Here is a 21,800-nt window from a genome sequence, read left to right as displayed (position 1 = left end):
ATCACCTCTCTTTTCTAAACTGTTTTAATTCCTCTTCCAATTTTCTTTTCTCTTCTTCGAAATCGAAATCCTTTTCAATCTCGGTATTTTGCTCTGCTTCTTGATCTTGATTCTTAAACCAATCAGGGATGACTTCCGTTCTTATCGCTTTTCTTTTATAAGTATTGACCTTTTGTGAGCGATTGGCTGCATATTCTTTATATTCTTTATCCTGATTCCGTGCAAATTCAATCGCTTCTTTAGCCGTTTTAATATTTTTTCGTGCCCAATGGGAGGCAATCTTCCCGATATAACTTTTATTTAATTTCATATCCTGCTTGATCATAGCAAACTCTATTAATACATTCATAACCCCAGGCTCGAGCTTTTGCTTTGTCATAATGTCTTCGATTAATTTCAAATCAGCTAGGGATGGCTCTGCCCCACCAGCTAATTGTATTAAAAGTTGTCTTGACGAGGTAGTTTCTAAGTAATATATATGCTCTTCTTCTTTATTTTTGGGTGGTTCGGAGAGTGAATGTAGCATAGGGGGTTGTATTTTATCTACTAGTAATGGCAATTTATCATTATGATTAAATTGATACCAAGTTTTTGTATTTTCCTTTAACTCATCCACGTTGATTTCATCCGTGTTCGGTTGAAAAGCATCTAGTACGAGCTGCATCATTTTGATGGCATCGATTCCATAGACAAAAGCAAGAATCCCCATTGTCTTTTTAACGAGTGGTGTAAAGGCTTCAGGTGGAATCATTTTCGATTGATTTATAATAAAATCAATATCGATGAAAGCTTCGGCATTTGTAAATATCTTAGGCGTTTCTCCACTGCCAATAAACCTTCTATCTGATTGAAAATCCATTTTTTTTTCTAATTCAATTGATTCCTGTAGGGCTTTATCAGAAATAGAAGTATATATTTCCTCAAAAGGGATGGTTTCTTCAGTAAATCCGTTTTTAGAAATAAGCTTATCACTAAAATATTGTTTCAGACGGAGATATTGTTTTTCACCAACCTTACGCTCCAAATAAATATTTAACGCCCCACTGTTAAAAAAAAGTTCTGGAGATGGCGGCGGCTGTAATTCATAGATGATAAGGCGCTCCTCCTCGGTTTCCTTGACAAATGTCTTCAATAATCCAATCCCTTCAAGCTTGGTTCTCCACAAATAAATATTGCTTAAGCTTTCCCCAAGCAGATGCATTAAATCCCGATGTAATGATGCCTTATTTGAACGAAGACGATTTTCTTCTAACTCACACCAAAAATTCATATATAAACCATATGACTCTAACCCAATTAATGGTTGATACAAAAAAGTGAGAATTCTTCGATCATATTCTTGCAATAGCCCATTTGACGTAACCACATATCGATCCATAGGTCTTAGTTTATTCCAAAGCTGCATCATTATTTCAATCCTTTTTTCAAATGTTTAAAAGAAGATCCAATCTCAAATAAATGAGGATGTAATGAAACGATATTCTAAAACAAATATTGAATGGAAATGAATTGAGTAACCATTATGATTGGTCTTTTTTCAATAATTCCTTTAATTCTTCAATAAATACATTTATATCTTTAAATTGTCGATAAACAGAAGCAAATCTGACATAAGCTACTTCATCAATATTCGCTAAGCGATCCATGACCATTTCACCAATGACCTCACTTTTAATTTCAGAAACTCCTTGGCTTCTAAGTTCCTTTTCTACCTCAGAAGTAATAAACTCCAGTTCCTTTAAAGCAACCGGTCGTTTTTCACATGCCTTAATAAGGCCGCGTAAAATTTTCTCACGGCTAAATTCTTCCCGCGTTCCTTCTTTTTTCACGACAATCAATGGAATATCTTCCACTTTTTCAAAAGTAGTAAACCGATAACCGCATTTTTCACATTCTCTTCGGCGGCGAATTGAGCGTCCTTCATCAACGGGGCGAGAATCCAGCACTCGTGTATTATTATTTTGACATGAAGGGCATTTCATATGATCAGCTCCAAATCAATATTCCTTTTCGACTATTTCTTACTAATATCTTATATAAAAGAGGGTTTTAGTACAAGTATTACAACAAGCACTCCCAAAGAAAAAAAGCAATCAGCTTCTCACCGATTGCTTTTGGTAAAACTTATATATAGACTATTTATATTCAATTTATGTATTGTTCCATCTAAAAAGAGGTGCATATGTATGTCACCTCTAGTCATTGTACTATATCATTATAGGACATTTGCTTTTGGCTGTTTAACTTGAACAGGACCCATACCTCTTGGGATTTCAATGTTTTCTCTCGTTTGAGCTCCTAATGCCTCTGCAATATAATCTGCAGCGATATTAGGGTCTAGGTCACCGCATGTAAACACATCGATGCTTGCATATCCATGCTCCGGGAAGCTATGAATAGTTAAATGTGATTCTGAAATAATGACAACTCCACTTACTCCTTGTGGCGCAAATTTATGAAATGCTACCTCTCTAATTTCCGCACCAGACTTTAATGCAGCATCTACAAAAATTCGTTCAATTTGATCCATGTCATTTAATTTTTCAAAATCACAACCCCATAACTCAGAGATAACGTGACGACCCATCGTTTCCATATTCAATTTCCCCCTTTACTTTAATGAAGATCCCTTTTTCATTTGGGTTATAACTACCACGGGGGAAAGTTAGTCCTAAGAGGTCCTAACCCTTTAAGTAGAAAAATCACCAAATCTCAAGAAGTTCACGAGCATTAGTATACTTGGTTTGATTTTTTTTTGCAACATGCTTAATAAAAAAAATTACCCAAGCCTGCAATTCTATTCATTTTTAGAAATTACCCTTTTATGATCCATTTCCTATAAAACCGCCTGAAACTTTTCATTGCGTATAAAGTGAAACTTCCATCAGTGGGGGTTTTCGACGCACAGGACGTGAAGTGTGCAGACTTGTGTGTTGACGTCACGCTTTTAGTCTGTCATCCATCCCCCCACTGATGGTTAGTTGAACTTATCGGACCTTTACGGACAGTTGATCTCCCACTTATCTTCTTCGTATTCTCAAAATCTTGAAGTGGGAGTCTTACTGTCCGTTAAGAGTGGGAAAAAAAGACCAACCTTTAAAGAAAATTTTCAAAGATTGGAGAAACGGTTCGTTTTCTCTATGAAAATTCCATAAAAAGTTAGTCTTATATTATATTCAAAATCATTGATTTGCGACTAAACGTTAACCGTTTTGGACTTTAGCAATTTTTGTGCTACATATTTAGTTAAATCCACAACGCGACATGAATAACCCCATTCATTATCATACCACGCTAACACCTTAACTTTGTTGCCTCCAATGACCATGGTGGAAAGTCCATCAATAATTGCAGAGTTTTCATTTGTATTAAAATCCACTGATACTAATGGTTCGTTTGTAATATCTAAAATTCCTTGCAGGGATCCCTTTGAAGCTGTCTCAAACACTTGATTGACTTCTTCAATGGTCACATCTCTACGAAGGTCCACAACTAAATCAACAAGCGATACATTGGGAGTTGGTACGCGAAGCGCCATTCCATGTAGTTTCCCTTTTAAGTGTGGTATCACTTTTGCCAATGCTTTCGCTGCCCCAGTTGTAGTTGGAATAATGGATTCACCGCATGCACGCGCTCTTCGCAAATCTTTATGAGGATTATCAATATTATTTTGATCGTTTGTAAATGCATGAACAGTCGTCATTAATCCATTTTCAATACCAAATTGCTCATCTAATACTTTCACTACAGGTGCAAGACAATTCGTTGTACACGACGCATTTGAAATCACATTATGATCATCTATATTTAATACGCTTTCATTAACACCCATAACAATGGTTACATCTTCATTTTTTCCTGGTGCCGTGAGAATCACCTTCTGAGCACCTGCTTCTAAATGCTGGGCTGCCATTTCCCTTGCATTAAATTTTCCCGTTGCCTCTATAACAATATCGATTCCAAGCTCCCGCCAAGGTAATTCCACAGGGTTACGATTGCTTAGATGTTTAACTCTTTTGCCATTCACCACAATGGATTCTTCCTCGGCACTTATATCCCCATCAAATTTCCCATGTACTGTGTCATATTTTATTAAATGTGCTAACGTTTCCGGTGGATAGCTAGCATTAATAGCCACAATTTCTAAATTTTCATCAAGAATGGCTTTTCTAAATACCATTCTCCCTATTCTCCCAAACCCATTAATCGCAATTTTTGCCTTCATTTTACGGCCCCTTCCGCATAAATGTTATACTTTTTTGTTTGAATTTTAAAATTAGTATAACATAATAGTCCTTGTTTGTGATGAATAAATTGCTGAATTTGAAATATTTGATTCTTATTTAGGCAATAAAAAAGAGAGAGACATCTAATCTCTCTACAGTCTAAAGCACATCCCATTCCCTTAAAATTTGGCTTAGCTGTGCTTCTGTTTCCTCAATAAGACCATTATTATTAATGACTTTATCCGCGAAAGGAATCTTTTCTTTTAAAGGCATTTGCGAATTCATTCTTGCCTGTGCTTCTTCTTCTGTATATTGATTTCGTGCTATTAATCGCTTTAATTGCGTTTCCTCATCCACATAGACAAGGATAATTTTCTCCACCATACTGGTTAATTTACTTTCAATTAATAGGGGAATATCAAGAACAATCAGCTTTTCCCCACACGCTAATGCTTGTTCTTTCTTTTTAAGCATTCTTTTTCTAACGGCTGGATGAACGATGCTATTTAGTTTTAATCTTTTTTCTTCATCATGAAAAATAATCGAGCCCAGCTTTGCTCGATCAATTGACCCATCATCTAAGAGGACATCTTCACCGAAATATTCGATAATTTCGAAATAGGCAGGTTCTCCCTTTTCAACGGCCAGCCTTGCTTCTAAATCAGCATCAATAATCGTATATCCTCTTTTTTTAAGCATATTGGAGACGGTACTTTTTCCACTAGCAATCCCGCCAGTTAATCCGACAACAATGGACATGAAGCAAATTCCTTTCCACTAGTTACATTTTCCATATTCCTATTATAATTAATATCACTCCGGGAATAAACGAAAACTTCTCTAACCAGCTTCCACCTGAAAGAAGTCTGCCCGACTTTAAACCAATATAAACGAATAATGAACTCATAAAAGCAACAGTAAGAGCTAAATAAAATGGGGAAAATCCTAACATAGCTGCTCCTATTCCTGCCCCAAAAGCATCTAAGGACAATGCAAAACCAAGCATAATCGCCTCAATTCCCGTAATCGTCCCTGACTGGTCAAAGTCCGCAGACATTGGTTTTCTTAAAATATGAATGACTAAGCCAAGCGATTTAATTTCAAAATTGACAATTGTTTTTTCTACTGGTTGTTGAACCTTTTTTTCTGGTCGATAAAATTGAAAGATCACCCATGCCCCAAGAATAATAAGGAGAATCCCTCCAATACTTTCAGCAGCATGAGGAGAAATTATCTTTTGAATAACATGCCCCATTACCATTGCCAACATAAGGACAATCGCAGAACAGCCTGCTATAATGACAATGGATTTAAAAGGAATTTGCATTTTCCTGAGTCCGTAGGTGAATCCGACGCTAAAGCTGTCAATGCTAACAGCTAAGGCAAGAAGTATCAGTGATAATGTATATCCCATGGTTGGATTAGCTCCTTCCTATCAAACGCTACGATAGTATATGAAGGAGGGATTGCAATGTTAATGAAAAAGTTTACAGATAGAGAAAACTCGCCGATTGGCAAGCGTTTGGCGAAGACAGAGTATGCTTTATTCCTAAAATTGGCGCTACTTGGTCGATCCTCATCACTGCTGCCAATCAGTATTCTCTTAAGCATAAAGTGAAACTTCCATCAGTGGGGGTTTTCGACGCACAGGACGTGAAGTGTGCAGACGTTGCGATTGACGTCGCGCCTTTAGTCTGCAGTCTGCCATCCATCCCCCACTGATGGTTAGTCACGCAGAGCCTGATTGATTTTTCTAAGGGCTGAAGCCCAAAGAAAAATCTTATTTCACTTATCACGCTCAATAACGCCACGTCCTGTGGCTTCGCCTGACTAGGACCTTAATCCCTCGTCGGACCTTTACGGACAGTTGATCTCCCACTTATCTTCTTCGCATTCTCAGAATCTTGAAGTGGGAGTCTTACTGTCCGTTAAGAGTGGGATAAAAAAGGAAGTGGGATGAAGAATGATCTTCTACACCCGCTTCCCTTTGTCAATTATGCTTTTGTTCTTCCATACAGTCTCTTGTCTTAAACTTTGTTTTTTGTTAGCAACTGATTCAGACTGCAATCGAGTCTAAATCAGAAGCCCTACGCTGAGTTTTAATTGAGATCTGTTCGAAACAACATCACTAGCTTAAACAGCACTATTGTCATTTTTTTGACATTTTGGACAGTAAACACTGCCTCTTCCTCCAACCACTTTTCGTTTCATTTCCGTTCCACACCGTTTGCATGGCTCACCTTTACGGCCATAGGCAAATAGCTCCAATTGGAACATTCCCATCTGTCCTTGTGAGTTTACATACGAACGAATCGTGCTTCCTCCCTTTTTAACCGCTTCAGAAAGAGTCAGCTTGATTTCTTTATAAAGTTTCTTCATTTCTTTCTGTTTCAATTGACTTGCAAGCCGCTCAGGATGAATTTTAGAACGGAAGAGAGCTTCATCAACATAGATATTTCCTAGACCAACAACGATTTTTTGATCCAAAAGCGCAGATTTAATCATGCGATTTGTTTTCAATAATTTGCGTTGAAACTCTTCAAAACGAAACTCCTTTGAAAATGGTTCAGGTCCTAATTGGGATAGAGGAAGGCTTTCCATTTCTGTTCCCTTTTGAAAAAGGTGCATCGTGCCAAACTTTCGTACATCTTTGTAACGCAATTCAGTCCCATCTGTGAAATGAAAGATGACATGCGTATGCTTTGTCACTTCATCTCCTAGTTGATGCAAAGCATATTTTCCTTCCATGCGCAAATGAGAAACTAAAGCAAAATCATTCGTATAGAAAATAAGGAATTTTCCCCTTCTTCCCATTTCGAGAATCGTTTGACCTTGAAGAGCATCTTTAAATTGCTCTACTTCCGGTTGCTTGATAATTTTGGGCCAATTGACCGTTACCGCTTTTATTTTTTTATGAAGGACTAGTTCTTCTAGAGTTCTTCGAATCGTTTCTACCTCAGGAAGCTCAGGCATAATCGAACCCACCTCCCTCCTATTTTATTTTGCATCAAACCAAGTAGAACCATATGCATAATCCACCTTTAATGGAACCTTTAATTCAATTGTGTGCTCCATTACATCTGGAACCACAATCTTTAGCCTTTCAATCTCCTCTTGAGGTGCTTCAAAAATTAATTCGTCATGGACCGATAATAAAAGTCTGGCCTGTAGTCCTTCCTCAACCAAGCGATTTGCCATATCAATCATCGCTTTTTTAATGATATCTGCAGCACTTCCTTGAATCGGAGTATTCATGGCTGTCCGTTCGGCAAAGCTTCTAATGTTAAAGTTTCGGCTCGTAATTTCAGGTAAATATCTTCTTCGATGCAATAAGGTGCTCACATAGCCTTTTTCTTTTGCATCACGAACAATTTCACTCATATACTCTTTCACACCTGGATAGCTCTCTAAATAACGATCAATAAAGTGCCCTGCCTCTTTTCGGCTAATGCCTAAGCTTTGTGATAACCCATAATCACTTATTCCATATACAATTCCAAAATTAACAGCCTTCGCATGACGCCTCATATTTGCCGTGACTTCCTCTTTTTGAACATGGAAAACTTCCATCGCCGTTTTTGTATGGATATCCATACCTTCTTTAAAGGCTTGGATCAATTTTTCATCATCAGCAATATGTGCAAGCACCCTCAACTCAATTTGTGAATAATCTGCTGCAAACATAACCCAATTTTCCTCTGATGGGATAAATACTTGACGAATCTTTCTTCCCTCTTCCAAGCGAATTGGTATATTTTGCAGATTGGGGTCAGTAGAACTTAGTCTTCCTGTTTGTGTAAGCGCCTGATTAAATCGTGTATGGACCTTTCCAGTCTTCGGATTAACTACCTTCAATAAGCCCTCTATATAAGTAGATTGCAGCTTTCCAAGTTGCCTATATTGGAGAATTTCTTTAATGATTTCATGCTTATGCTCTAATTTTTCCAATATATCAGCGGATGTCGAATACCCTGTTTTTGTTTTCTTTACAACAGGTAATCCTAATTTTTCAAATAATATCACTCCAAGCTGCTTTGGAGAATTAATATTAAAGATTTCTCCAGCCAGCTTATAGATTCTTCCTTCGATTTCACTTAGCTTTTGAATGATTTCTTCACCCATTTTACGCAAACGCTCTGTATCGACCTTCACACCAGTGGCTTCCATATCAGCCAGAATGAGGGAAAGGGGCATTTCTAATTCCCGAAATAATTCGTATTGTTGATTTACCTCTAAAGCCTGAACAAGTTTCTCCTGTAAGAAGATAAGAGCCTCTGCCTTTCGTACTAAATGCTCGGCAAGCAGCTTTTCTTCAGGAATTTGACGTTTCGCTCCTTTTCCATAAAAGGAATCATCTGATTGTACATTTTCAAAGCCATAACGTTTAGCAATCGTTGCTACATCCCCAACTGCCTCAGCTGGATTCATAATGTAAGACGCGATAAGAAGATCAAATTCGACCCCTTTTAAATGGATATGATGATTACGCAAGGATACCTCTGATTGCTTTGCATCATAGACGATTTTCTTTTTCGTCTCGTCTTCAGCCCATGATTTAAATGCTTGTGACTTTACTGCCATATCTGTTGGGAAAAAATATCTTCCCTTTTCATTCACTAATGAAAAACCAATAATCTCTGCATAATGATAATTTTCTTCGAGGATTTCAACATAAAAGGCACTTTTCTCTGTGAACATCTCATCCTCTATTTTTTCAACCATTGTAAAAGAAATTTCCTCAAAAGATTTTTCATCTATACTTTCTGGATCATCATCTATTTTTGCAAGAAGGGATTGGAAGCCTAAATCTTTATATAATGCGATTACCTTATCTTTTTGAAATCCATTATATTCAAGTTCATTTAATTGAATCTCTACAGGAGCTTCTCTCATAATGGTGGCAAGCTGTTTACTCATAAGAGCTTGGTCTTTAAATTCTTCAATCTTTTCCTTTAGCTTTTTCCCATTCACTTTATCAAGCGATGCAATTACATCTTCTACAGTTCCAAATTCTTTTAACAGTTTAATGGCCGTTTTCTCACCAATACCGGGAATACCAGGAATGTTATCCGATGCATCTCCCATTAGCCCTTTCATATCAATAATCTGCTCTGGAGTTAAGCCATATTTTTCTTTTATATGCTCTGGGGTATACTCTTCAATTTCCGTAATCCCCTTTTTTGTAACATTAACCGTTGTATGTGCTGAACTTAATTGCGTTAAATCCTTATCTCCTGAAATAACTTTTACTTTAAATCCATCTGTTTCAGCTTGAAGGGAGAGGGTTCCAATAATATCATCCGCTTCATAATTCTCTAATTCATATCGCGAGACTCCATAGGAATCCAATAATTCACGGATTAAAGGAAATTGCTCAGAAAGTTCCGGTGGTGTTTTTTGTCTTCCGCCTTTATATTCAGTGAAGGTTTTATGACGAAAGGTTGTTTTACCAGCATCAAATGCCACCATCATATGGGTTGGCTTTTCATCCTCTATAATTCTTTGCAGCATCATAGTGAAGCCATAAACGGCATTCGTATGTACTCCTTTATCATTATTTAATAATGGAAGAGCAAAAAAAGCCCGATAAGCGATTGAATTTCCATCTATTAAGATCAGTTTCTTTTGCAAAAAAAATCCCCCTAACTTAAAACTTCATATAAGAACGAACGTTTTCCTTTCTATATTTTATCACGGGCTTATTGGAAAGGAAAATGCTGACTCCGAACCGATTCAACATAATACTGGCTTTTCTTTTTCAATCCATCCTATTTTTCTTTAAACCAAATGAAAAAGGCAAAAGCCAATGGCTTTCACCTTTTCATTTGGTTCTTTGGATGAAGGGGTCTTCATCATTTATCCTATCATTCATATGTAAAGGAAAAATGGATGATATGTAAAATTCCTGTAAATTTATCCAACCCTCTTCACCCATTGCTCTTCAATTTTTAGGCTTCGTTTTATTTAATTCAATCGTAAAGGTCGTCCCTTCTCCAACCTTACTATCTACAGTAATATGGCCCCTATGGGCTTCAACAATATGTTTAACGATAGCAAGGCCTAAACCTGTCCCACCTGATTCGCGACTTCTCGCCTTATCAACTCGATAAAATCGCTCAAAGATTCTAGGAATTTCCTTTTTTTCAATCCCGACTCCTGTATCTTGGACCATGACAAAAATCTTCTCATCATCTGAAGCAATAGCAATGCATACCTTTCCTCCCTCTTGAGTATATGAAATGGCATTGGTGATTAAGTTAATAAATACTTGCTTCATCCGATAATTATCAATTTCCACAACCATGTCCTCATTCGGTACTTTGAACTCAATCTCAATGTTCTTCTTATTTGCTTTTCCCTTCAGCATTTCAATGACTTCTCTTAATAGAGATACCATATTTGTCTTTTGATAGTTCAAAGTAAACTCTGGCTGCTCTATTTTCGATAAATCTAATAAATCTTCAATTAGAGTTTGGAGACGATCACTTTCTTTTAAGATGATATTTAAAAAAGCTGTCATCATCTTCTGATCAAACATCGCCCCATCAATAAGGGTCTCTGAGAAACCTTTTATCGAAGTAATCGGAGTTTTAAGTTCGTGGGAAACATTTGCGACAAAGTCTTTTCTCATTTGTTCAAGTTTTTTTAGTTCGGTTATGTCATGAAATACTAATAATATACCTTTCCACACATCATTTGTACTAATAATAGGGACGCCATAAATCTCGAAATGCCTTCTTTCAATCGATAATGGAAGGAGCAATTGTTTTTTTACCTTTTGTTCAGTACGAAAAATATCTTCGATTAATTTAATGACTTCATCCTGATCAATCACTTCGTAATAAAGCTTATAAAGATAATCCGTTGTTCTAACATGGAAAATTTCCTTAAATGCGCGATTGATTAAAATAATATACCCTCTACTATCAATCAAAAGTAGTCCACTGCCGATATTTTCAATCAAAGTAGCTAAACGATCTCGTTGTATATCATGTACCTGGACCATTTCTTCCAGGTTCTTCGCCAAATCGTTGATTGAATTACTAAGCTGCCCGGTTTCCTTACTTTGATCCTCAGGTACCCGAGCAAGATAGTTCCCATTTGCTAACTCCATCGCAACATTGGCTGCTTCCTCAATCGGCTTTGTATATCGCCTTGTGATTTGCAGTCCAAGCATCATGATAAAAACCAAGGCAAAGCTAAGACTACTTGTCAAAATCCACCAAATTTGTTTATAAGCATTTTTGATTTCTGTTAAGGTGGTGCTGACAAATACATAACCATCCATTTGATCGCTATGCGAAAGCTCTTTCCAATAATAATGTACTTTTCGTTTTTCTCCTATATCAAAATCATCCGCTTTTTTGTATTTTCCTGAAAGCAATCCATTAATGATTTCCTGATTATGCTTATGCGTGATGAAATGACTTTCCCCACTATCATAGATAATCCTTCCGTCTGTACGTGTGACCGTTATTCTAGAATCCAACGTTTTACTTAAATGATTTAGTTTCTCTGCATCAATTTTTTCCAAATTTTGATGATCAGTGAAATAGGTTGCCACAAGGCTGACTTCTTTATTTAACCTCTCATCAAAGGCCTGACGATAATATTCTTTAAACAATTGCCCTAAAACTAAACCAAGGCCAATTAATACAGTTATAATCAGTGTAATTAAAGTAAAGAGAAGCCTTTTACGGAATCTAATCATTCTTTTTTAGGCACCTCGAGTTTATAGCCTAATCCCCGAATCGTTTTAATATATTCAGGCTTTTTAGTATTCTGCTCTATTTTTTCACGTAAATGACTAATATGTACATCGACAATTCGAGTATCACCAGCAAAATCATAATTCCATACTGCACTTAATAGCTGATCCCTTGTCAATACACGCCCCACATTTTTCGCCAAATACAATAATAATTCAAATTCTTTTGGAGTGAGTTCAAGCAAATTTGAATCGAAGTAGGCTTCATATTGGTCAGCAAAGATTTTCAAATCTCCAAGTTCAATATATTCCGTTTGATCAACGACTGGTTCATTATAGTTTTCCTGAACCTGTGTTCTTCGCAAAATAGCCTTCACCCGAGCAATGACTTCACGTGGGCTAAAGGGCTTTGTCATATAATCATCCGCCCCTAATTCTAATCCAAGAACCTTATCGAATTCATCATCCTTCGCGGTTAACATTAAGATTGGAATTTGCACTTTTTGCTGCCTAAGCTGCTTGCAAACCTCAATTCCATCTAAAACAGGGAGCATCAAATCTAAGATAATAATATCCGGTTTTTCTGATATTGCGAGATTTTTCCCTTCTTCCCCATTATAGGCTGTAATTACTTCAAATCCAGCTTGTTCTAAGTTGTACTGGAGTAAAAAAACGATTGATTGTTCATCATCAACTACAAGTACCTTTTTCGCCATAAAATTCCTCCATCAAATAGATTCCCTAAAATCCAAAGTACCTATTGTTATTATAATATATCCAAAATCTTTGAGGAGAATTTTTCTTATCTTGAGGATTTGATTTATGAAATTTCATTTTAAAATCCCTAAAACCAAAAGTGATATCCCAGGTATCTTAAAAATTTTCTAGGACTTTTCCATCAATTTTTTCTAAACGATGTGGAGGACAAACTACTAAAGTCCCTTTACTTACAACGTCCTTGCTATCATTTGTAACTTTCACATGAAGGGAAATCGTATGATTTATTCTATTAACATCAATAATTTCAAAGAGTAAATGAATGGTTTCATAGTGGTAGACTGGTTTATTGAACTACTCACCGCTTAACAACCTTGCGTCTTTTTGAAGCGGGAGATTCCTACGAACACGAAAGTATCCTTCAGTTATCTTAGTAGGCGATCCCCGCAGTCCCTGCGGTTAGAAGTCTTATCGCTTCATTCTTTAGATTTTGTCCTGCGTTAATATCCCTTTGATGATGTGTGCCACAAGTAGGGCATTCCCATTCACGCAATGCGAGATTTTTAACGTCTTTGTTTTGATAGCCACAATAGGAACAAAGCTGGCTGGAAGGGAAGTTTTTCGCAACCGTTACGGCTTGTTTTCCATACCATTTTGCTTTGTACTCCATTATGCTTTTGAATTGTGACCATGATACTTCACTAATAGCTTTGGCAAGCTTGTGATTCTTTAACATATTGCTTACTGACAAATCTTCCATACCGATGATATCGTGTTTTTTGATAATCTCGGTAGAAATTTTGTGTAAGTAATCATTTCTTGCTTGAGTCATTTTTTCGTGAATACGAGCCATTTTCTTTTTGGATTTGTACCAATTGGCCCCGCCTAATGTTCGTCTACTCATGATTCTTTGTGCTTTAGCCAATTTTTCTTCTAACGTACGAAAGAATTTTGGATTATTGTAAGTCGTACCGTCTGATAGTATGGCAAAATCTTTAAGGCCAACATCTATCCCAATCACTGAATTAGTTTTCGGTAGTGCTGTAATTTCGACTTCTGTTCCTATTGAGATGAAGTATTTACCTGATGGGTTACGTCTAATCGTGGCATTCAGAATACGTCCTTCGACTTCTCGACTTTTGGCAAAACGGACAAGACCGAGTTTGGGCAGTTTAATAGAATGGTTTATGACCGCAATATTCCCATTTGTATATTTAGTGGTATAAGACTGAAGAGGATTCTTTTTTGATTTAAAGCGTGGATATTTATTCTGCTTTCGATAATATCTGTTGAAAGAATCAGCTAAGTTTTCAACGGACTTCTGCAAGGCAATACTATCCACTTCTTTCAAAAAGGGATAATGCTCTTTTAATTTTGGAATGGCTTTGACTGTTTCGATTTTATTTAGGCATTTACCCTTCCAGTTATTTGCTGGGAGCTGGCCGTTTTGAACCATTTCTTCAACCATGTACCAATAGGCATCTTTGTTTTTCTGTTCTCCCAAAAAGAAGTTAAACACAAACCTAGAGCAACCTATTGTTTTATTGATCAGTTCTATTTGCTTTTTATTAGGATAGATACGAAACTTAAACGCTTTATTAACTAACACTGTATTTCACCTCTCATTAGACAAACGTTTGTTCTTATTATATCATAGGAGGAAGATTTTGGCTATCACCAACCGACATTCATCTCCCACCTACTTACTGGGCAGCAGCCTTCCCGTTCCTTGAGGTGGGAGTCTTCTGTCGGAAAAGGATAAATTCTAAATTTTGCTTTAATATATGGCTTCCAGGTCCAGGTAAATATTTAGAAACAGATGAGGTAATAATCCCTGTTAGCATACAAGTAGGGACAATCGGTTTTTTATAAGGGGTTTGTGAGGCATAATCATGTTGAATAAATAAAGGATTAGCATCATCAGTTAAACCTAAATATAACAAAATATCCTTATCTGTTATTTTCTCCGATAATGTAAGTTTTTCTCCTTTGGAAATATCTTCAATCATTCTGCCGATTTTCACCTTTTTTCTTAACATTAACCAGCCTCCTTATAATTGAAAACGTTTTCAAAAATAAACATTCTTTTATCGAGTTTTTCTTTTCTACCTTACCATAATTAAACAATTTCATCCAAAATTTAGGATTAAAAAAGCCTAGAGATTATGATTCTCTCTAGGCAATTATTTTAGTTAATTATGACAAAACAGCCATAACATTACGAACTGACTCAGCAGATTTGTTTAATGCTGCTTTTTCTGTTTCTGTAAGTTCAAGTTCGATGACTTTTTCAATTCCATTCGCTCCTAAGATAGTAGGAACACCTAAGTAAATTCCATCATAGCCATATTCGCCTTCTAGGTAAGCAATTGAAGGAAGAACGCGACGCTGATCCTTAAGAATAGCTTCACACATTTCGACTAATGAAGCAGCAGGTGCGTAATAAGCGCTTCCATTTCCTAATAAATTAACGATTTCTCCGCCGCCTTTACGTGTACGTTCCACAATGGCTTCAAGACGATCTTTTGGAATTAAGGTTTCTAATGGAATTCCTCCAGCATAAGAATAGCGAACAAGTGGAACCATATCGTCCCCATGTCCTCCTAATACAAATCCCGTTACATCTTTCACGGATAGATTTAATTCTTGAGCGATAAAGGTACGGAAACGTGCTGTATCCAGTACACCTGATTGCCCAATTACGCGATTTTTTGGGAACCCTGTTTCTTTGAATACTGTGTAAGTCATAGCGTCTACAGGATTGGTTAGAACAACAATATAAGCATTTGGTGCATATTGAACAATTTCTTGTGCTACACTTTTCATGATCTTTTGGTTCGTTTGAACTAAGTCATCACGGCTCATGCCTGGCTTACGTGCAATTCCTGCTGTAATGACCACTATAGCAGAATCCTTTATATCCTCATAATTGGATGTTCCGATAATATTGGCATCAAATCCTTGAACTGGACTAGCTTCAAGCATATCCAATGCCTTCCCCTTTGTTGAATTTTCCATTTGTGGAATATCCACTAAAACGACATCTGCAAGCTCCTTTTGTGCTATAAAGAAAGCCGTAGTTGCTCCAGTAAATCCTCCACCGATGACAGAAACCTTCTTACGATTCAATGACATTTTAAGTTCCCCCCTTAAATTTGTCTTAAATTGTGAAAGAATCAATGCTGTTCTCTATATTAGAGAACAGCTTTAATAGGCCATCATTAATCCATGTTCTTAATTAATTCATCTCCAAATTCAGAACATTTCACTTCAGTTGCCCCATCCATTAAACGAGCAAAGTCATAGGTTACAACTTTAGAATCTATTGATTTCTCCATAGATTTTACAATTAAATTTGCCGCTTCATTCCAGCCTAAATGTTCTAGCATTAATACACCAGATAAAATGACTGAAGAAGGATTTACTTTATCTAGGCCTGCGTATTTTGGTGCTGTACCATGTGTTGCTTCAAAGATTGCATGCCCAGTTTCATAATTGATATTTGCTCCTGGAGCAATACCAATTCCACCTACTTGTGCAGCTAGTGCATCAGAAATGAAATCACCATTTAAATTCATTGTAGCTACAACATCAAATTCACGTGGGCGAGTGAGGATTTGTTGTAAGAAAATATCTGCGATTGCATCCTTCACAATGATTTTTCCAGCTGCTTCAGCATCTGCTTGAGCCTTATTTGCAGCTTCTACCCCTTGTTCCTCTTTAATGCGGTCATATTGAGCCCAAGTGAATACTTGTTCCCCGAATTCAGCTTCAGCAAGCTCATAACCCCAATTTTTGAACGCACCTTCCGTATATTTCATAATATTGCCTTTATGTACAATCGTAACAGATTTACGTCCTTCTTTAATGGCATAATTGATTGCTGCACGAACTAAACGACTAGTGCCTTCTTTTGAAATTGGTTTAATCCCAATGCCTGAAGTTTCTGGAAAACGAATCTTTTTAACCCCTAATTCATTTTGAAGGAAGCTTATAAGCTTTTTCACTTCTTCTGTTCCTTGAGCATATTCAATTCCAGAATAGATATCCTCTGTATTTTCGCGGAAAATAACCATATCTGTATCCTGTGGACGTTTTACTGGTGAAGGAACTCCTTCAAACCAACGAACTGGTCGTAAACAAACAAATAAATCTAATTCCTGACGGAGTGCTACGTTTAAAGAACGAATTCCTCCACCAACAGGAGTTGTTAATGGACCTTTAATAGCGATTAAATATTCATTAATAACTTCTAAAGTTTCAGCTGGTAGCCACTCACCTGTTGTGTTAAAGGCTTTTTCACCCGCTAATACTTCTTTCCATACGATTTTACGTTCACCTTTATAAGCCTTTTCTACAGCAGCATCTAAAACTCTGGATGCAGATGCCCAAATGTCTGGTCCTGTACCGTCTCCCTCAATAAAAGGGACAATTGGATTATTTGGTACGTTTAGAACTCCATTAGTAACCGTGATTTTTTCACCTTGCATATTTTTCTCCCTCCAAAATCAAAAAAGTTTGAACACCCATTTGTCCTCTTTTATAATACTTCTTGTTTTGTTCAAAGAAAAGACAAATTCTTTTAGCTCTTTACTTTTTATCATAATACAAAGGTTAGAAAGTTAATTTCTAACCTTTTTACCCTATTTTCTCGTATGCAGCCACTTTACTTTTACGTGAAATGCTGCCTTCTATATATATTTGTTAAAAGAAGCATGATTCGGATTTTTCACCCGAAACGTTCTTCATATACCCATGTAAGTAGCTTAGCCTCTTTGGACAATTGGAATATATCTCTGCATTCCAGGACCAATATAGTCTGCTCGAGGACGAATTAGACGATTATTTTCATATTGTTCTAGAATATGAGCTAACCAACCTGACGTGCGGCTAACAGCAAAAATTGGAGTAAATAAATCATGATCAATTCCTAAACTATGATAAACAGAAGCAGAATAGAAATCTACATTTGGTGGTAAATTCTTTTCACCCGTTACAATTTCTTCAATTCTTGTAGACATTTTATACCATTGTGGCTCACCTGTTAGCTTCGTAAGCTTTTCAGACATTAATCTTAAGTGCTTCGCCCGAGGATCTCCGTTTTGATATACACGATGTCCAAAGCCCATTATTTTTTCTTTATTCGCTAATTTTTCACGAATATAGCTTTCGGTATTTTCAATGGATCCAATTTCGGAAAGCATCTTCATAACTGCTTCATTTGCTCCCCCATGTAGCGGACCCTTTAGAGCTCCTATGGCTGCAGTAATACCAGAATAAATGTCAGATAAAGTTGCAACACAAACACGGGCTGTAAATGTAGAGGCATTTAATTCATGATCCGCATGAAGAACGAGTGCTTTATTAAATGCTTCAACAGCAATTTCTTTTGGCTCTTCACCGCTTAACATATAAAGAAAATTTGCTGCAAAGCTTAGATCTTTTCTCGGAGATACTGGAGCTAATCCTTTTCTTATACGAGCGAATGCAGTTACTATTGTTGGAATTTTCGCTTGCAAACGAATGGCTTTACGATAGTTTGCTTCTGGGTCCATTTTGTCTGCTTCTTCATCATAAAGGCCAAGTAAAGAAACTGCTGTTCGAAGAGCTGCCATTGGATGAACTTTTTCAATTGGATACATCGAAAAATGATCTAGCACTTCTTTTGGTAAATCCGCATTTTCAGCTAATTGTTGATTTAATTCCTCTAATTCAGAAAGCGTTGGAAGCTTTCTATGCCATAAAAGATAGATTACTTCTTCGAAACTAGCATTAACGGCTAAATCATCGATATTATACCCAACATAAGTTAAAGTATCATCAATAATAGAACTAATCGAAGATGTTGTTGCTACAACCCCTTCAAGACCACGTGTAACTGTCATCATTCATTCTCCTTTACAATAAAAATTTCCCCTTGCCCTTTTGTCATCGTTCTTATGGTGCTAATGGTTTTCTCCTAAATAAAAGCTGTAACCATCCCTGCCCAACACACCCTTATTAGCTGAGCCCTCCCCTGTCTAATAAGAACATCCTTCTTATTAAAAAAAGAAAATGCTTACATTTCTCTTTAATTTAATAACATTTTTACTGTGTATATATCGAAATGCGCATATTCCACATGTGGGCTGCGCTACAAGTCTTATTATAAACAATTATCAGATTTTTGTGAATGGAAAAGCTCAAATTATGTAAAAATATTATTTTTTTAGAAAACTATATCCTCTCTTTTTTCGATAAAAAAAGAATAGCCGCATGAGGTCAGCCATTCCTTTTCTATAAAGTGAAACTTCCATCAGTGGGGGTTTCCATTCATCCCCCACTGATGGTTAGTCACGCAAAGCCTGATTGGTTTTTCTAAGGGCTGAAGCCCAAAGAAAAATCTTATTTCACTTATCACGCTCATAGCGCCACGTCCTGTGGCTTTCGCCTGACTAGGACATCCTGTCCGTCGTCGGACCTTTACGGACAGTTGATCTCCCACTTATCTTCTTCGTATTCTCAGAATCTTGAAGTGGGAGTCAAAATGTCCGTTAAGAGTGGGATAAAAACGAGACAAAAAATAAGATGAGAAAAGCTTTTCTACAAAATTCTCTCTTTTATACGCTAATGAAATAACTCAAAAATTCTCATCGCCAAATAGGCAATCCCTGCCCCGATAAGAGGACCTACAGCCACTCCCTTAAAAAGAGCTACAGAAATGATGGTACCTAAAACTAAAGCCGTCGTAATTTGTGGATCTTCTGCTAATAGTGAGACGCCCCCCTTGGCAAGCAACGCGACTGCTACCCCGGAAACTAACGCTATCCATGCAAACGGAGATTTAAAAGTACTTGATAAATCTTTAAATCCGATTTCCCCTGCCGCAATGGGCGCTAACACAGCAATTGTTATGACTGTCACCCCCCAATTAATCCCTTTTGATTGTATATAAGAAAAAATTTTTGAATCAATGCCAAGCACTTTTAATAATAACAAAAAGCCTACAGCAAACATCAGTGAATTATTTTTTGATAAGAAGCCCATAAATAGTATAAGTAAAAGAAATATATATGGTCCGAATGCCAATGGAACCCATCCTTTCTCAATAAGTGTTCATTCAATACTTAAGCCTAATAAAGTGAAACTTCCATCAGTGGGGGTTTTCGACGCACAGGACGTGCTAGTGCAGACGTTACGATTGACGTCGCGCTTTTAGTCTGCCATTCATCCCCCACTGATGGTTAGTTGAACTTATCGGACCTTTACGGACAGTTGATCTCCACTTATCTTCTTCGTATTCTCAGAATCTTGAAGTGGGAGTCTTACTGTCCGTTAAGAGTGGGATAAATAGAGATCCGTGAAGATTCCATCAACTATAATTGGTTCAATCGTCACGTGAATTTGAGATAAAACCAAATGATTTTCCCTTTCACCTAATAAATTTAATAAAATTCAAGCCAATTGAAACTTTCATTTCTTTTTAAACGTATTTAGAATAAATAAAAAGGGATTTGAAATGGAGGTATTTATTTGAATTCCACTTACATATATCGCACAATTCGCTTTCTTATTGTAATCGGACTCGTAGCTTTGGCCCTACTTGCGTTTTTCTTTCTTTCAAAAGTTACATACCCATTTATTATTGGTCTTATTATTGCCTTTTTTATTAATCCGCTTGTGAATTTTTTAGAAAGAAAAGCAAAATTTCCAAGAGCACTTGCCGTTCTCGTCAGTATTATCTTTATACTTGCTATTTTCGCCGGATTGATTACCCTATTGATTGCTGAAATTGTCTCAGGTGCCAACTACCTAGCCAATGTTGTTCCAGGGCATCTCGATACGTTAATCGATTATTTAGAGAAATTCTTCGCAGCGCAGATCATTCCGCTATACAACCAGTTAACAAGCCTTTTTAATAATCTGGATGTCGGACAGCAAGATACAATTATGTCCAACATTCAAAATGTCGGAAAAAATATTGGGTCAACCGTTGGTAATTTTATTCAAACTTTCTTTGGAAATATCCCCGATATTATTTCATGGTTTCCGAACGCAGCCAGTGTTTTGATATTTGCCTTACTTGGCACTTTTTTTATCAGTAAGGATTGGTATCGCTTATCTGCATTAGGTGCCAAGTTATTACCAAAGCGGGCAATGATTAGCTCGAGGACCGTTTTAGCCGATTTAAAAAAGGCTTTATTTGGCTTTATCAAAGCACAGTTAACATTAATTTCCATCACTACAGTTATTATATTAATCGGTCTGCTTGTTTTACGTGTTAATTATGCGATTACGATTGCGCTCATTACTGGGATTGTCGATATTATCCCCTATTTAGGCACTGGTGCTATCTTTGTCCCTTGGATCATTTATGAGGCCATTTCCGGTGATATGGGGTTGGCCATTGGATTAGGAATCCTTTATGTAATTGTTCTAGCTCAAAGGCAAATTATGGAACCTAAGGTCCTCTCCTCCAATATCGGACTTGACCCACTTGCTACCTTAATCGCCTTATTTGTAGGGTTTAAATTATTAGGGTTTATTGGGTTAATTGCCGGCCCTGTAACTTTGGTGATTATCACGACCCTGCATCGAGCAAATGTATTTAAAGATATTTGGTTATTTATTAAAGGAAAAGAAAAAATCATTAAATGATACAACCTTCCCATTAGATGAAAAAGATGAAAAGTCAACTCTTGCAAAGAGAGTTGACTTTTTTAGCGGATGATTTTGATATTTCCATTCTTAATCCTTTTTCTTATCGCATTCATCATTAAAAATTGAAAAAACTTCCTTGTTGGAGGTAATAAAAGCAAAAAGCCAAAAATATCAGTGATAAATCCTGGAGTCAATAGAAAAATCCCACCAATAAGAATACAAACACCATCTAATATAGCCATTCCGGGCATCTGCCCACGCTGAAGCTGATCTTGAAGTTTTCTAATCGTCTCTAGTCCTTGTTTCTTTGCTAAATAAGCTCCCAAAACACCAGTAAAAATAATCATGACAATCGTTGGTAAAATTCCAATTGTTTTTCCTGAAATAATAAGGAGAGCTATTTCTAGTGCTGGGACAATAATTAGGATTAATATTAAATATCTCATGCACAAGATCCTTTCTAAAAATCCTTTTGTATGTACTCCTATTTTACCAACTAAAAACATGAA

The 21,800-nt window shown here is 36.7% G+C and carries 18 protein-coding genes and 1 pseudogene; 2 read left to right on the top strand and 17 right to left on the bottom strand.

Going from position 1 to position 21,800, the window contains the following annotated elements; all coding sequences use genetic code 11:
• Window position 1: 1 nt before the first annotated feature.
• The 6 genes from ACE38V_RS13150 to ytaF form a co-directional block, all read right to left on the bottom strand.
• The gene (locus tag ACE38V_RS13150) at window positions 2–1,408 is read right to left on the bottom strand and encodes a replication initiation and membrane attachment family protein (protein ID WP_375841785.1); all 1,407 of its coding nucleotides are present in this window, start codon (window positions 1,406–1,408) and stop codon (window positions 2–4) included.
• A gap of 112 nt (window positions 1,409–1,520) precedes the next feature.
• Entirely contained in the window at window positions 1,521–1,982 is a 462-nt protein-coding gene (gene nrdR / locus ACE38V_RS13145) for a transcriptional regulator NrdR (RefSeq protein WP_375841783.1), read from the bottom strand.
• A gap of 233 nt (window positions 1,983–2,215) precedes the next feature.
• Window positions 2,216–2,596, bottom strand: coding sequence for an adenosylmethionine decarboxylase (gene speD, locus ACE38V_RS13140; RefSeq protein WP_375841781.1), 381 nt, complete (start codon window positions 2,594–2,596; stop codon window positions 2,216–2,218).
• Window positions 2,597–3,196: 600 nt separating this feature from the next.
• Window positions 3,197–4,225 carry a glyceraldehyde-3-phosphate dehydrogenase gene (locus ACE38V_RS13135; protein WP_375841779.1) on the bottom strand — a complete coding sequence of 343 codons (1,029 nt, stop codon included), beginning with the start codon at window positions 4,223–4,225 and terminating at the stop codon, window positions 3,197–3,199.
• Window positions 4,226–4,385: 160 nt separating this feature from the next.
• Window positions 4,386–4,985 carry a dephospho-CoA kinase gene (gene coaE / locus ACE38V_RS13130; RefSeq protein WP_375841776.1) on the bottom strand — a complete coding sequence of 200 codons (600 nt, stop codon included), beginning with the start codon at window positions 4,983–4,985 and terminating at the stop codon, window positions 4,386–4,388.
• 22 nt (window positions 4,986–5,007) lie between these two features.
• Complete coding sequence (gene ytaF / locus ACE38V_RS13125; protein WP_375841774.1) at window positions 5,008–5,640, bottom strand: sporulation membrane protein YtaF; 633 nt, start codon at window positions 5,638–5,640, stop codon at window positions 5,008–5,010.
• A gap of 57 nt (window positions 5,641–5,697) precedes the next feature.
• Between ytaF and ACE38V_RS13120 the strand changes: the two genes are divergently transcribed.
• Window positions 5,698–5,844, top strand: coding sequence for a hypothetical protein (locus ACE38V_RS13120; protein WP_375841772.1), 147 nt, complete (start codon window positions 5,698–5,700; stop codon window positions 5,842–5,844).
• 515 nt (window positions 5,845–6,359) lie between these two features.
• On the opposite strand, the gene mutM is transcribed toward ACE38V_RS13120, so the two are convergent.
• The 10 genes and pseudogenes from mutM to ACE38V_RS13070 form a co-directional block, all read right to left on the bottom strand.
• Window positions 6,360–7,199 (bottom strand): DNA-formamidopyrimidine glycosylase, encoded by an 840-nt coding sequence (gene mutM, locus ACE38V_RS13115; protein WP_375841770.1) that lies wholly within the window; start codon window positions 7,197–7,199, stop codon window positions 6,360–6,362.
• A 24-nt stretch (window positions 7,200–7,223) separates the two neighbouring features.
• Entirely contained in the window at window positions 7,224–9,857 is a 2,634-nt protein-coding gene (gene polA, locus ACE38V_RS13110; protein WP_375841768.1) for a DNA polymerase I, read from the bottom strand.
• A 310-nt stretch (window positions 9,858–10,167) separates the two neighbouring features.
• The gene (gene pnpS, locus ACE38V_RS13105; protein ID WP_375841766.1) at window positions 10,168–11,937 is read right to left on the bottom strand and encodes a two-component system histidine kinase PnpS; all 1,770 of its coding nucleotides are present in this window, start codon (window positions 11,935–11,937) and stop codon (window positions 10,168–10,170) included.
• Complete coding sequence (locus ACE38V_RS13100; protein WP_375841763.1) at window positions 11,934–12,650, bottom strand: winged helix-turn-helix domain-containing protein; 717 nt, start codon at window positions 12,648–12,650, stop codon at window positions 11,934–11,936. The genes pnpS and ACE38V_RS13100 overlap by 4 nt, the downstream gene beginning before the upstream one ends.
• 431 nt (window positions 12,651–13,081) lie before the next feature.
• Window positions 13,082–14,260, bottom strand: a complete 1,179-nt coding sequence (gene tnpB / locus ACE38V_RS13095) for an IS200/IS605 family element RNA-guided endonuclease TnpB (protein ID WP_375841760.1) — start codon at window positions 14,258–14,260, stop codon at window positions 13,082–13,084.
• Between the two features lie 148 nt (window positions 14,261–14,408).
• Window positions 14,409–14,690, bottom strand: a pseudogene (locus ACE38V_RS13090) (hotdog family protein); the annotation flags it as partial.
• A gap of 157 nt (window positions 14,691–14,847) precedes the next feature.
• Window positions 14,848–15,786: a malate dehydrogenase gene (gene mdh, locus ACE38V_RS13085; RefSeq protein WP_375841758.1), complete on the bottom strand. Its 939-nt coding sequence runs from the start codon at window positions 15,784–15,786 to the stop codon at window positions 14,848–14,850.
• An 86-nt stretch (window positions 15,787–15,872) separates the two neighbouring features.
• A complete protein-coding gene (gene icd / locus ACE38V_RS13080) occupies window positions 15,873–17,141 on the bottom strand; it encodes an NADP-dependent isocitrate dehydrogenase (protein WP_375841756.1) in 1,269 nt (422 codons plus the stop codon).
• Between the two features lie 276 nt (window positions 17,142–17,417).
• The gene (citZ, locus tag ACE38V_RS13075) at window positions 17,418–18,536 is read right to left on the bottom strand and encodes a citrate synthase (protein WP_375841754.1); all 1,119 of its coding nucleotides are present in this window, start codon (window positions 18,534–18,536) and stop codon (window positions 17,418–17,420) included.
• A gap of 721 nt (window positions 18,537–19,257) precedes the next feature.
• Window positions 19,258–19,719 (bottom strand): DUF441 domain-containing protein, encoded by a 462-nt coding sequence (locus tag ACE38V_RS13070; RefSeq protein ID WP_375841752.1) that lies wholly within the window; start codon window positions 19,717–19,719, stop codon window positions 19,258–19,260.
• Between the two features lie 444 nt (window positions 19,720–20,163).
• Between ACE38V_RS13070 and ytvI the strand changes: the two genes are divergently transcribed.
• Window positions 20,164–21,288, top strand: coding sequence for a sporulation integral membrane protein YtvI (ytvI, locus tag ACE38V_RS13065; protein WP_375841749.1), 1,125 nt, complete (start codon window positions 20,164–20,166; stop codon window positions 21,286–21,288).
• Window positions 21,289–21,350: 62 nt separating this feature from the next.
• Here ytvI and ACE38V_RS13060 read toward each other — a convergent pair whose 3' ends face one another.
• The gene (locus tag ACE38V_RS13060; RefSeq protein WP_375841746.1) at window positions 21,351–21,737 is read right to left on the bottom strand and encodes an FxsA family protein; all 387 of its coding nucleotides are present in this window, start codon (window positions 21,735–21,737) and stop codon (window positions 21,351–21,353) included.
• Window positions 21,738–21,800 lie beyond the last annotated feature (63 nt).

Origin of the sequence: Cytobacillus sp. Hz8 (genome assembly GCF_042263505.1) — a bacterium.
Lineage (GTDB): Bacteria > Bacillota > Bacilli > Bacillales > Cytobacillaceae > Bacillus_BE.
This window is presented reverse-complemented; position numbering and strand designations above follow the sequence as displayed.